Annotated in this window: 10 protein-coding genes; 1 reads left to right on the top strand and 9 read right to left on the bottom strand. The window is 51.8% G+C overall.

Annotation, left to right across the window (positions count from 1 at the left end; translation table 11 throughout):
* Positions 1–174: 174 nt before the first annotated feature.
* Positions 175–1,821, bottom strand: coding sequence for a cytochrome C (locus KF749_06565; GenBank protein MBX2990818.1), 1,647 nt, complete (start codon positions 1,819–1,821; stop codon positions 175–177).
* A 3-nt stretch (positions 1,822–1,824) separates the two neighbouring features.
* On the bottom strand, positions 1,825–2,685 hold the full coding sequence (locus tag KF749_06570) for a hypothetical protein (GenBank protein MBX2990819.1): 861 nt from the start codon (positions 2,683–2,685) through the stop codon (positions 1,825–1,827).
* 335 nt (positions 2,686–3,020) lie between these two features.
* On the opposite strand from KF749_06570, the gene ppk1 reads away from it, so the two are divergent.
* A complete protein-coding gene (gene ppk1 / locus KF749_06575) occupies positions 3,021–5,321 on the top strand; it encodes a polyphosphate kinase 1 (protein MBX2990820.1) in 2,301 nt (766 codons plus the stop codon).
* Between the two features lie 77 nt (positions 5,322–5,398).
* Here ppk1 and KF749_06580 read toward each other — a convergent pair whose 3' ends face one another.
* The 7 genes from KF749_06580 to KF749_06610 form a co-directional block, all read right to left on the bottom strand.
* A complete protein-coding gene (locus tag KF749_06580) occupies positions 5,399–5,656 on the bottom strand; it encodes a hypothetical protein (protein MBX2990821.1) in 258 nt (85 codons plus the stop codon).
* A gap of 42 nt (positions 5,657–5,698) precedes the next feature.
* Positions 5,699–6,367 carry a hypothetical protein gene (locus tag KF749_06585; protein MBX2990822.1) on the bottom strand — a complete coding sequence of 223 codons (669 nt, stop codon included), beginning with the start codon at positions 6,365–6,367 and terminating at the stop codon, positions 5,699–5,701.
* 78 nt (positions 6,368–6,445) lie between these two features.
* Entirely contained in the window at positions 6,446–8,464 is a 2,019-nt protein-coding gene (locus KF749_06590; GenBank protein ID MBX2990823.1) for a glycoside hydrolase family 9 protein, read from the bottom strand.
* Between the two features lie 174 nt (positions 8,465–8,638).
* The gene (locus KF749_06595; protein MBX2990824.1) at positions 8,639–10,093 is read right to left on the bottom strand and encodes a T9SS type A sorting domain-containing protein; all 1,455 of its coding nucleotides are present in this window, start codon (positions 10,091–10,093) and stop codon (positions 8,639–8,641) included.
* Between the two features lie 71 nt (positions 10,094–10,164).
* Positions 10,165–12,621 (bottom strand): T9SS type A sorting domain-containing protein, encoded by a 2,457-nt coding sequence (locus tag KF749_06600; GenBank protein MBX2990825.1) that lies wholly within the window; start codon positions 12,619–12,621, stop codon positions 10,165–10,167.
* A 14-nt stretch (positions 12,622–12,635) separates the two neighbouring features.
* Entirely contained in the window at positions 12,636–13,775 is a 1,140-nt protein-coding gene (locus tag KF749_06605; GenBank protein MBX2990826.1) for a DUF3570 domain-containing protein, read from the bottom strand.
* 41 nt (positions 13,776–13,816) lie between these two features.
* Entirely contained in the window at positions 13,817–14,035 is a 219-nt protein-coding gene (locus KF749_06610) for a DUF4266 domain-containing protein (GenBank protein ID MBX2990827.1), read from the bottom strand.
* Positions 14,036–14,041: the final 6 nt, after the last annotated feature.

Consider the following 14,041-nt stretch of genomic DNA (forward strand, 5'->3'; position numbering starts at 1 on the left):
GACATGTCCTGCATTCGAAACGGATTTTGCCGTGAGGCGATTCCTGTGCTGCCCCGTTTTCGGCTACGGAAAAAACCGATATAAAAATGCTCAGAAGACAAAGGAACAGTCTCAGCTTCTTCATTCCTGATTGATTAGCTGTGGCATTGATTTCGTTTTGGTTCACGGTTGCAGTCATTGCCTCATACTCCCTTGCGTATGACATGATTCGCATTTCGTGGACAGCGGCTTGTAGCGAACAAATCTGCCGATGCTACTCTGTTCTTCCTGATGACACTGACGGCAATCGACGCGTGAGTGTCCGCCCGTCAAAGCAAACGAACTGTGTGTATTGTGGTCGAATACCAACGACTTCCATCCTGATGCTTCATGGCAGCTTGCGCAGGTTGTTTCACCGTTCTTTGCAAACTGTCCCATGTGGACTTCCTTGTGGCACGATTCGCATTTTGAAGGCGTATTCTTGAATTGAGCAATTTCTGCGTTTCCGATCCTGACTGGTTTGTGACAGCTTGCGCATTTCGTCTGAGTATGCTTGCCGACCAGGGCGAAGCGTGTTTTCGAGTGATCGAATTTATTGGGAAACCAGTCTTCCGTTGAATGACACGCGGCGCAATTCTGCCCTGCCATTTCAACGGCAAACTGCCCCTTGTGTACATCGTTGTGGCATCCGTCGCATTGAATATTCGGAACCCGAAAAGTCTTTCTCCCGTCATTACCGACCGCGTGACATTTCTCGCAAGGTGTCGCCACGTGGGCGCCTGTCAGTGGAAAGCGTGCAGTGTTGTGAGCAGCAATAGTGTATGTTGCCGGCCGGAATCCGAATGGAGTATGGCACGATTCGCATTTGCTCTCGAACCTCGCCGAAAATTCCCCCTTGTGATAGTCGGTATGACAATCACGACACGCATTGTGTGCCAACTTCAGCCGCTGACCGGGAACCGGAAATGTTGCCGATTTGTGGCATTTATCGCATTGGACGGACGCATGTTTTCCTACAAGTCGGAAAGGCGTCAAGTCATGGTTGAACTTGTTGCTTGCCCGCGCACTCCCCCATCCCTCATCTGTATGACAGGAGTTGCAAGCCTGTTTTCCGACAAAATCGATACTGTGGGGCGATCGATGGCAGGGGGCACAATCAGGAAAAGACTTCGTCGAGAAAAGAAGAGCGGTTTCTCTCTCTGCCCGTTCAAAGTCAGCGTGGCATCCGATACACGCTACCGTGGTATGTTTGCCCCGTAACGGGAATTCCGTCTTCGCATGATTGAAAAATGCTGCCGGCCTCCAAGACGTTGTCGTATGGCAGGTTTGACATTCCTTGCCTACAGTGGCATTATGCCTGTCAGCATGGCAACCGGCGCAGGCTTGAGAAAGCCCGAGATAAGTCTCCCGTCCGGTTTGCTTCACAAGTGCAAGTATGCCCGGGTCTTTGATGTTTTTTGTGGAATGGCAATCCTCGCACCGGATTGTTGCATGTTTCCCCGTCCGGTTGAAGCCTGTTTGCGCATGATCGAACGTATTCTTGTCGAACAAAATTGTCTGCGCATCGCGGCCGAGATGTTCCTTGTGGCACGCAACGCATCTCTGTGCGGCAACCCGGAAGTGATACCCGCGCTTCGCGTCGATGACAGACTTGATTTCCTCGTGGCACGCAAGACATTTCTGCCCGCTGATTTCCTTTCCGGTTTCATGGCACGTAAGGCAGTTCTGCATTCCTTCAAGATCAAGATGCACACGCGAGAGCTGCCCCGGCGAAAACTGAGCATAAGCGATTCCTCTCAACACAAGGAGAACAAGCAAAGGGACTATGCGTTTAGTCGCCATCACTTAAAAGATCCACCGGTATCCGAGCAACACGGTTACCGCAACGTGTGCTGCCAGCGTAATGAACATGATGACGGTAAACGGCAAGTGTATGGCATGCCAGTAAAAGAACAATTTCTCAACCTGGGCAAGCAGTACTGTTTTTTGGACGAGCGTTGTACGGGCGGAGGCAAGTTTGTAGAGTGAACGGGTCTGTTCATGCGTCATCCTGCTTTTAGCAATCATCTCACGGACGGCATGTTTTACCTGGCGTCTTGTATTCTGCAAACGAATAAGAAGCCCGAAGGTCTCAAGCAATTTGTTCGGTTTCGGAATTGCCGAGAAGCTCTCATCTATCTTCTCTACCAATTGAAGTCCGAGAGGGGAATGCGCTATTTCGTCTCGAAGTCTGTCCAGTTCGTTGATGATTTCCTGCTGGGTCAATTCACTTCCCTTGAGATTGCGCGGAATTTGCACATACAAAAACCTGCCGATGATGCCGCTGGCCGCAACCGAAACCATGCACCACAAACTGATTGCCGCAATGCCGCCCGCTTTGAACGTGGTATGAAACACTACAAGAATGGGACCCAGCAAACAAAGAAAGATGTGAACTTCAAGCCAGCGCGATAGCTTGCCAAGATTCCAGAGTTTCTTCACGCGTTTGCGCGTCGAATACATCGTAACCCCGATGGTAATCATCGATGCCCCGATAATCCCGAGCCCGTGGCTGTATTTGCCGGACGGTTTCATGGTGTCGTATTCGGGAAGAAAGGGTCGTTGGGGAATGGGGGTGGTGTAGTATCCGAATCCGTTGATACCGACAACGATGATTGCGGTTCCGGCTACAAAGAACAGAAACAACAGAAAGACTTTATGTGCCAAGCAAGCTCCTTTTGCATCAGCGTGTTTTTTTTTGCATTAACGTACAAGGAACACATAAAGTGGCGATAGCGCGAAGCTTCTTGGACGTGAAAACACAATGAAATATCAATAAGATAGTTATAATCAACAAGGACTGAATGAGTCGTAGTTCAATAGATAATACCGGATTGAACCGAAAACCGCCCAAAAAAGGCCGACATCTTGCCGTTTTGGACAGGTTTCTTTACACAACCATAACTTGCCTTCTTGCGAAACATGCCTTATCATCAATTCACAATCTCACTACTTCATATTCACAAAGAACGGCTGCGAGTCAACGACCCGCCCTATTATTCATGCTCGAGCAACGCGAACAAGGCAAGAAAATCTCAGAAGAAGACTCCCTGGCCAGAAAACCCGATGGGAAGGGAAATATAGATCAACCAGATTCAAAGGGTCAGGCCAAACCGCGCAGAGCACGAACATCACGGATCCGCCGCCGCAAGCCCGTGCGCGCAGCCGATCAGGGATTGCCCGGACAAACCACGCTTGACCCGTTGTTGTACATCAACCGCGAGTTGAGTTGGCTTGAGTTCAATCAACGTGTCTTTGAAGAAGCGCAGGACAAGCGCCATCCGCTGCTTGAGCGCGCCAAGTTTCTCGCAATTACCAGCTCCAATCTCGATGAATTCTTCATGATCCGTGTCGCCGCAATCAAGGAACAGATTCTTGCAGATTTTGCGGAGCTTTCTCCCGACGGCAAGGTTCCGGTTCAGCAACTCAAAGCAATTCACGAGCGTTCGTCGCGCATGTTCAAAGAAAAATCCGGCCTTTTTTGGAACGAACTGCAGCCGCAATTTGCGGAAAACGGCATTCATCTGTTGAAGATGAATGACATCACTACCACAGAGAAAGCCCTGCTTTCGGAGTACTATGCCCGCGAAATCTTCCCTGTACTCACGCCGCTTGCGTTCGATCCGGGACATCCGTTCCCGTACATTTCCAACCTGAGCCTGAACCTCGCAGTTTCCGTCAGCAACCCGAAGGGCGAGGAACGCTTCGCACGCGTGAAGGTACCTGATGTTCTTCCGCGCCTTGTGGAAATTCCGGGCGGCGCTGCACCCCCGCACCGTTTTGTATGGCTTGAAGACCTGATACGCGAGAACCTCGGCATGCTTTTTCCGGGTATGACCGTAAATGAATCGCACGCGTTTCACGTCACACGCAACGCCGACATTGAAATCCAGGAAGATGAGGCTGAGGATTTGATTCACTCGATCGAGGAATCGATCAAGATGCGACGATTCGGATCGGTTGTGCGACTGAAAGTGGAAGATACGATGCCCCAGCGGATAATCGACATTCTTGCCGAGAATCTGGAAATCACGCAAGATGATGTGTACCACCTCAAGCCGCCTCTCGGTTTCGGCCATCTTATGCAACTGCTGAAGCTTCCCCGTCCCGATCTCAAAGATGCGCCTCACCATCCGGCCCTGTTGTTGAATGAAGAAGAGGGAGACGACATCTTCGCCCTCATCAGGCGGGGCGATGTTGTGCTTCATCATCCGTACGATTCGTTCGCCCCCGTCGTACAGTTCATCCGTTCTGCCGCAACCGACCCGAATGTTCTTGCCATCAAACAGACGTTGTACAGAATCGGGAAGGAATCGCCGCTTATTCCGCTGTTGATTCTTGCTGCCGAAAGCGGAAAGCAGGTAGCTGTGCTCGTGGAACTGAAGGCCCGCTTCGACGAAGAAAACAACATCGGCTGGGCGAAAAAACTCGAACGGGCGGGTATTCATGTCGTGTACGGCTTGGTCGGATTGAAGACACACTCGAAAATCGCGCTGGTGATCCGGAAAGAACCGGACGGGCTTCGCCGGTACGTTCATCTCGGCACGGGCAACTACAATCCCGACACGGCACGCATCTACACCGATATCAGTTATCTGACTTGCAAAGAGGACTTTGCCATTGATGCCTCCGAAGTGTTCAATTTTCTTACCGGGTTCTCCCATAAGGAGGAATTCAAAAAGCTGATCGTTGCTCCCGTGAACTTGCGAAGTCGAATAACAGAACTGATTCAGCGGGAGATAGGGCATGCGCGAAACGGCAAGCCCGCACAAGTAGTGATGAAAATGAATGCTCTGACCGACACGAGAATGATCGAAACGCTGTACGAGGCCTCGAAGGCAGGAGTACTGATTGATATTATTGTGCGGGGAATTTGCTGTCTGCGTCCCGGCGTGAAAGGTGTCAGCGAAAATATCCGTGTACGCAGCATAGTGGGAAGATTCCTTGAACATAGCCGCGTCTTCTATTTCTCCAACAATGGACATCCCGAACTCTACTGCAGCAGCGCCGACCTCATGGGACGCAACCTCGACCGGCGCGTCGAACTCATGTTCCCGATCGAGGATCGGGTCTGGGCCGAATTCATCAAACGCGAAACGCTTGATGACGCTTTGTGCGATACGGCGGGAACCCGTGTATTGGATGCGAACGGCAACTATACGCGTGTGTTGCCAACGAACGGCGAACCGGCGTTTGACGTACAATCACATCTCCTCTTTTCCCGGTCCAAACAATTGCCGCGGAAGGCAATGCCCCGGGAATCGCCGCTGGGCGAGCGAACCGAGCCGGCACTCGACGTCTAACCACCAACCACCCGACAGCGTTTGCCCATTGTGCGTTAACTATTCTCCGCTGCCGAGCGGATGGTGCAATTCCGGTTTCAGCTTCTGCGCGGAAGCTTTGAAAGCCAATCCGCCATCCCTGTTTCCGACGGAGTCGTCACGCTTGTGTGAAAGCTCGCCCGCACAACGCTTCGCAATTTCTTTTCGACAAGCCCCGTAAATTCCCTGCAACACCCCGTTATTTCGATGTGCGAACCCCCGGGCGCGACAGGCTGATCCACGAAGACGTTGACTGCTTCGTGATGGTTCGGACATTTTACCGACGACGTCCAATGAAAATGATGTACGAGATTCATCCCCCACCCCCCAATGTACATGGTATACTATTGACCCTGAACTCAGAACACGTAGCTGATCCCCAACATACCAACAAAATGAAACTTCGGCTGGTTGACTACCGCGTCCGCCTCCTTGAATGTATAGTCTCTCCTACTATTCACATACTCGCCGTCAGGACTGTAGGATGTGTCGTGTCCGTACAGTGTGCCGGTGAAAAAATGTTCAACCCCTGTCTTCACAACAAATCCCAGACTTCTGCTCATCGGAAACAATGCCTTCACTCCGGCCCCTATTCCCCATTGGTAACTTGTGACGTCGAAGTCTTCGTTTCCACCAACAAACTTGAAGTTCGCCGTGAAAATCGAATAGCGGACACCTGCATATACATTGGCATTGTTCAATCCGAGTATCCTGACGGGATGGAGAAAATCGAACTGCATATCCCACATCCAGCCCGCCTTTTCCGGCGTTCCATCGGTAGCATCGTTGATGAAGATCTTCCGCGCCTGTTCCGCGCTTCCCGGATCCATCCGGGCGTGACCGACTGTGAATTCGAACGCGAGGGGAAAGCCGGAAGCAAACCCGGCCGCAGATCCGCTCAATGCAACACCTGTTCCACCTTTATAGCCGGCAAGAAGTGTTGTTGAGAACACCCCTGCTGACGATGTTGTTGTAAAGAATGCAACGGCCAAAGCCATTGCCCGCAAAGCTCGATAGTTTGATAACATCTCTCTCCTTCATTGTCATGTCGTTGGAATGGTGTATATGTGTATAGCGTAACTGTTGTGTTTTTCATCTGCATGGAATTATTTCACAAGAACCATGCTTCTTGTCTGAGAATAGCCTCCCGCCTGCAGGCGATAGAAATATACACCGGATGTCAATCCGGATGCATCGAACCGGAGCGTATACTTCCCCGCATCCTGTGTTTCATTCAGTAACAGTGCAACGTCCTGTCCGAGCATGTTGTACACCGCGACGGTAACATATTCGCGATGAGGCAAATTGAATTCTATGGTTGTCAGCGGATTGAACGGATTCGGATAGTTCTGGTAGAGCGCAAAACCTTCCGGCAACGCCGCCGAGTTCCGGACAATGCCGTTCACGTTTCCTCCCCGGGCGATCTTCTTCGCCGCGTAGAGATTGTACACGAGAACCGAATTCCAATTGATATCGATTTCATTTGTGGACCAGCTGTCATTTTCTGTGAAACGCCCTTCAACGGGAGTTGATGCGCTTCTCGGGTTTGCCGGGTCGCCCCAATATCCCCATACGGGATACGGCTGCGCTCCGGGATACGAGATATCGTTCACATCGGGAAACTCGTTCGGCCCTCCGGCAAGCGCCCCCGGGTAGTGCCACGGGTTTGCATTCAGTGCTTTCATCCAGTGGTGAAATCCGTTCACTCTGGGTTTCGAGACGCCGCTGATTCCGCTTACATAACACTGGTTGTAGTAGTTTCGTCCGAAGATGTAATCCAGATTCGAAAGCGCCTGATCACGATCGGCGACACGTGTTGTATCAAGGAAGTACGCCCGCCACGAAAATTCGCCGCTGCGGTGCATTGCATTTCCGTTACATCCCCAATAATAATGGGTTGCATATTGGAAGGGATGGTTGTTTGCATCACTTCGTATCGTGTCAGCCATGACAAAAATCTGCTGCCTGATGGCATTCTGTGTTGCAGGATTCGCCCCCGAAGTTGTTCGCAAATACAGACTGTTGGCGAACCCGTCTGTCTTGCTGTATGAGCTGATCCAGCCGGTCTCCTGATACTCGGACTGAAAAGCAGTCTCATACATCGGATTGCCGGTTGCGTACAGCATCGCGGCCGCCGCCCACATTCTGTTTGTTTGCAGCAGGAATGTGTCGGCCCCTTGCTCATACGTACACGGACCCGCATCGTTGGTTGCAGTCGGATTGTTGATCATCCACGTCCACCCGGCTTGCGCTGCAGAGAGGCAGGAATTTGCAAAAGCGGCATCGTACGGTGTGTAGACACGTGACCCGTACGCAAGCACGGCGATGGCTTTTGCAGTATTCTGTACCGTAGGTGGAATGGACTTGCAATATTGCGGAATCGTATGCGGAAAGGAGGTTCCACAGTAGTAGTTGTTGTTGCATCCCGGACATGCAGACCCCCAGAATCCGCCGTTGGGGTCTTGCATGGAACGGACCCACTCGAGCCCCCACCGTACTTCATCAAGAAGATCGGGAACACCGTTGCCGCTTTCGGGAATGTTCGTATTGTCATCAAGCGGCCCGAAATCCGACCACGCTTCAAGCAGCCAGAAAATTGATTGTGCCATCGTCGGCATATATATAGCATAGTCGCCTGCATCGTGCCAGCCTTTGACGATGCCGGCCGGAGCTTTGTCTGCATCGGAAGGATGTACCCACGGACCTTCGGCATACGGCATCGTGATTTCCGTAAACGCCCTCTGGTAGTAGAACATGCGTTGTGCAGCGCGCACAGGCTGATCAAAAACATTTATGTCGATGTTGAACGGATAACTTTCCAGGCCGCCCGCAACAACTTTGTAGCGCCCCGGATCTGTGAATGCGGTAAAATCTCCGATCCAAACAGGGAGACCTCCAATCAATGCAGACGTCACCTGGCGGAGAGGCGCTCCACCGGCAAACACAAGAGCATTGTCCGAAATCCTTCGGATCTCGAAAGAAGTGAACTGTGCCGGAGATGAGAACTGTTTGATCGACGTCGGCGCAAATCCGACTTGCGAAACAGCAATCCTGTCCAGCGCAAAGCCGCGCTCTGCAACGAAACACATGAGCACGAGTAGGATTGTTCCTGCGAGATTCTTCATTGGCTTCCCTCAAAAGACGATGGGTGTATAGCTGCGCCTCTTGAGCCAAAAAGGCAAGGCGCACGGTGTTTACGTGAAGCCAATGATACAAAATGTCTCACCCGCAGGCAAGAGGAAACCATTATCGCCGATCCGTTCATCAGGACCTTCCGACACCCCCCATTTTTCATGCATCTACTGCAGCAAGACCATCTTCTTTGTTTCGGAGTAGCCGCCTGCCTTCATTTGGTAGAAATACACGCCCGACGTAAGCACATCGCCGAGATTGTTCCTCGCTTCGAATGCTACTTCGTGCGTTCCGGCCTGCTTCGGCTCACTCAACAACGTTGCAACTTCCTGCCCGACCATGTTGTACACTTTCAATGTAACAACCGCATCCTCAGCCAACGTGTATCGTATTGTTGTTGTCGGGTTGAAGGGATTCGGGAAGTTCTGCTCCAGCACAAACCGTTGGGGCAGGACGTCGGGTGGTTGAAGTGATGTGGACCCCAGTGTAACCCTCATTGCAGTTTGCAGTGGATTTCTGTCGGCAACACTCGGATAGTTTTGTGGATCCAGATATCCTGAGTTCAGGTCGAAAATCATGATGCCGCCATGCCCTTGCTGCAGGGCGTAATTCACTTTTTCAGTTACGGCCTGGGAATCGTGGTAATCGATATATGCCGTTTCGTTCGAGCCAAGCTGTCCACTCACTTTGCTGATCCACGGAGTCTTGGACTGCGTATCGCGACGCAACACACCTTTCCCCAGATCTTCTCGAAGAACAAAATGATACCGTGTAAAATAGCTGTTGGACCAACCGGTCTGTCCCGGAGCCGTAATCCCCCACCATTTGAACCCGTAGAATGGGATACCTGTGGCAAACTTCGCCGGATCAACGCCGCGAGCTATCCAGTTAAGGGACGACTGGTGTACGTTGTCGCCTCTGTATCCGGGCCAGTTGGGAGTCGGGTCGTATAGCGGCGAGTTGAATCCGCTCGCGCCGCTCCAGAATCCGTTCAGGTCGAACGTCATGGACTCAATGTAGTCGATGTTCCTGTTGAGCGCATCAATATCGTATGGATTGTTCCAACCCATCTGAATCATACCGGCTATTGCCGCGCTGAACTTGCCTCTTGGATTCCACCTGTTGAGTCCGGCCCTGAGACTGTCGGTAAGCCGAATCCACCCCTCACGAAATACGCTTCCTTCCCAATCAAGCGAAACTCCGTCATACCCTTTGGATCTGGCATAGTTGAGAACAGCGGTCACGTAGTTGTGAACCCACACAGGGTCATTTGCGTGGTTGAGAAATGCATTCCCGCCGCAGTCGCCGGGACACCACACGCCGCCGAGGCCGAGAAGAACCTTCACGCCGTTTGCATGAGCCCGGGCAATCAAATCGGCCGCAGTTGCCTCAAAGACTTGCTGACCGGGCCAGTGAAATTGAAAGTAGGGAGAACTGCCAATCGGATCGAGGTTGATGAAAATGATATTCGTCAGCCCTCGGAAGTCGATAGCGCTCGGCGGCATTCTTTGATAGTCCCAATCGGTGTAGTACGCATTCACCCACGTGACAGACGGCTGCGCGGGAACTTGAGGTGTGAAACAAACAATGAGTAATAATAAAAAAAGTGCATATGTCTTCATTTTCGTATCTCCCCGACTAATCCAACGTTCGTAACGTATCAGTTGTTTATTGAAATGTACTAGCTGACATCCTATCGCAACAACACCATTTTGCGCGTTTCTGTGAACCTTCCTGCCGTGACTCTGTAGAAATAAATCCCCGACGAGAGTGAGCTGCCGAATGTGTTTTTCGCGTCAAACGTTATTTCGTATTTGCCGGCGGCTTTCGGCTCGCTCACCAGCGTTGCCACCTCCTGTCCGTTAATATTGTACACCTTCAACGTCACGACAGCATCTTCCGGGATTGCATACCGGATGGTTGTGGTCGGATTGAAGGGATTGGGAGAAGTTCTGTCGAGCAGGTATTTCGATGGTACTGTGGCTACAGGCTGCGGGTTAAACCCGACTCCGGTTTCCTTCAACCACAACTGGGTTACCATTGCCGAACCTTCTGCAAGTCTGTTCACGGCAATCGTTACTTCACCGTCGGCGTAACTTTCCTGCGGGAGCTTCATAAAGCCTGTTGCTGCAGGATTTGCCGAGACGCGAAAATGCCCGCCGATCCGGACACCATCGGCCGTTAATTCCTGAAGTCGCTGCACCCCGTCACCAGCCGCATACTCTGCAGCGACTTCATATTCACCCGCCGGATTCAAACCGGTGAACCTGTATTGCACCGACGAAGCATGCTCACTCGCTGTTTGCGACGGAGCAGAGCCCCATGCCACAGCGCTTCCCTGAACGAGATGTGCATCATTGATCCGGTTTGTACTGCCGCAATCTTCATGGTAGTACAGCGGCAAATAGAAGCGGGTATTCGAAATTGCCGGCTCGCCGCCATACGCCGATGTTGCCCCGACTTCATAACGGTACGTGCCGGGAGGAACCTGCATTCCCTCATCATCTCTCCTGTCCCACTGCAGGTCCTTGCTTCCGGCAACCATCCACGATGAAGTCAGAGTGCGAACGAGCCGCTTGTTCTCATCATAGATTCTGACATGCACATTGCTGACATCCGTCAACGTAAAATCATTGCGGACTGCACTGACGTCGGCATCGGCGCTGAATTCGATGTTTTTCATCTTCACACCCAGTGTCCGACGTTGTGCACCACTGCCATTGTCCCAACGTTCAATCGCAAACAATTGGTTGAACCCGGTCCAGTAGTTTCCTTCACCTTCAACAACGATCTTTGCAAACGGGATATCGATATGCGCCAGCGCTTTGTAGGTATCATCACCGCCTTCCGCATCGAGGAGGTCGAGCGATGATGTGAACTTCAGGATTCCGGAGTTCACCTTGTCAACCACATACACATGCCCGAAATGGTCAATCTTTATTGATGAAAAGTACTGGCTGTATTCCCCTTTGTATTCCCCCAACAGGAAGAGGGATGTCCCCTCGTCGTCGTACACTCGAATGCGTTTTGCAATCTTGTCGATTACATAGAGAATGTTTTCGTTCGCCCCGTTCCATCTGCCGAGGGCAATTCCGGTCGGCGTGTCGAACCCTTCGAACACGGCAACAAGGGAATTACGATTTGCCCCGCCGGTATATTTGTAAATCTTGTTTTGCGATGCATCGGCAATGTACACGAAATCGTCGGCGGTGTTAAACGGCGTGCCGTTGTCATTAATTGCAATATCGGTCGGTGTTGTGATGGTGTTGATTTGATGGCGATGCTGTAACACCGCATCGTTTCCGCTGCCGGCGAGTTTCAGAACCAGCACGCGTTTGTTTGCGGGTTCTCCCACAAATACATTTCCGTCGGCATCCACCGCAATTCCCGAGGGACTTTGAACAGTGTACGTTCTGATCCAGTTTCCCATGCTGCCGTACACAATGCGATTCCATTCCGGATCAAGAACAAACTGAATGTAGGTCGCCTCGACAAACGGAGCTGATTTCCTGTAGCGAACACTGTAGTACGACGCAGTATTCTCCGGCGCTCCGAACAGTTGCCGTCCGATTCGGGCCCGCGTAACGCCACTTGTCAAGCGTCCGATGCTGTATTCCCGGCTGATTGCGGCGGCGGCGAACGTTTCTCCAACGGAAAGCCCCGATCCTCCCGTTATGGTGGTTATCGTGCGGGGTTCACCTTCCGCGGAAAGGCCATTGGGAACTGAACCTCCGGTCACTTTCCAGAGGCCATCGACCTTCAGTAGTTCAAGCTTCTCGCCAGACTGAAAATCCACCGTGGCTGCGTTCGCCTGCATCCTTACGCTGTACGACGAGCGGTCGCCCCGTTGCCGCTCCGCAGCCACATTGGTAGATGTACGCACTGCTCCTGCCGTCCCACCGCGCTCCCCTGCGAGCGAGTGCCCTGTTGTGTGTGTTGCTGTTGCAAGATTTGCGGGCACGAGTTTCCGTTCCGTCCCTTCACCACCACCCGATCTCAGCCTATCAACAATAAGCTGGATCTGCGCCTCATCGGAAACCCGTGCCCAGTGTGCACCCAACTGCTCAGGCGAGCGTGACCCTCCTGCACTTGCCGCCACCCACATGCCAGCACTCATCACCATCACCGCACACACTTTTATCGTACCCATACGCTTCTCCCCGATTAAATCGAAAACGTGATGCTTGCTTGAATAATGTCCGCGGAAAAATCCAAGCTGTTAAAGTACCGAAAATACTGAAGTTCAATGGCCGAATCCTGGAGGAATTGCATGTCGGGATTCGACTTTGCAAGTCCTCGCAGCAGATACGTCAACGTAAACCCGAAATTATTGGATGAGAACTCCTTTAACTTGTAATCTGCTGTGCGGAGTCCTCCCGCCTGATACTGGTTCCCGCCATATTTCTCGCTGTAAAAATACGCCGCCGATTGCGTGTAGTAGCGGAAATCGACACCGAAGACGAGGTCATTGAGAATGTACTTGTTAAACTTGACTTCCCCCGTATGCGATTTGACTTTCCACGAATCAAAATAGTACCGGTAGCTTCCGATGACGGATGCCTTGATCGGCGCAATGAACTGGCTCAGCTTCATGGCTGCGGCATGCCGCGTTCGTGAGTTCGGGTGGAGTTCATCAACCGTAATCGAAGCGCCGGTTGCGTCAAGCACACGTACCTGCCTGTACGGATCGCTCTGAAATCCTTTGTGCAGGACAAAGTCGTAACTCAGATCCATAACGGTGTTTGGCGAGAGGATTTGGGAAAGATTGAATGAGCCGTTATAGGTTTTCTTCCGTTGATTGACAACATCGCCATCATCCAGAATTTTTCCGACCAGATCGGCATTGTACTGACCCCGCAGCGTTACCGTTGTGTTCTTGTCATTCAATTCGTGGCTGAAGATGCCGACAAACGCATTCGAGACGTAGTCGATTTCCTGGCTTCGGTAGAAGTTCCCCGCAAACGATGCGTTGTCACCGAGAGCTTGCTGTACACCAACGATTATCTGGCCGCGGTTCTTCTCGAACGGTTCATTTTTCCGCCTTTGCGGCCTTGTAGCACCGGTAACAGCCGTTACAGCAGGAACCGTGACCTGGTCCAACTCTATATCAATCAAAAACAACGTGTTCTCCAGGAGTTTCTTGGCAAGTTTGAATGATGTCGTCACGACACTGTTGTCGCCACTGTCCGAGAAATAGTACGTTGTGAAGCCGAGACCTTCACGTTCACCCTCGGCATACCCCGTCAGCCACGGGAGAAATGACAACAGCGTGCATACGGAAATCGGCTTGATGTATCGTCTCATATCGTTGTGTCGTTCAGGTATCGGTTTCTCCATGAGTCACATTACTTCGCACAACCGCAGCCGCCACCAATACCGCTTGTGCCGCCGATGCTGCCTTCACGCGTTGAAAAAAATTTCTCTTCAAGACTCTGCTTTGCGAACACATCCTTCCGCTCCATGATGGGATCGCCAAGGTTGCCGCGTTGATAGACTTTCGTTGACGAACAGCCTGCAACAAAGTACAGCAACAGCGCCACAGCGAACAATTGTGTTATTCTCATTTCTTT

This window comes from Bacteroidota bacterium (assembly GCA_019637975.1).
In the GTDB taxonomy this organism is placed as follows: Bacteria; Bacteroidota; Ignavibacteria; order UBA10030; family UBA6906; genus CAADGV01.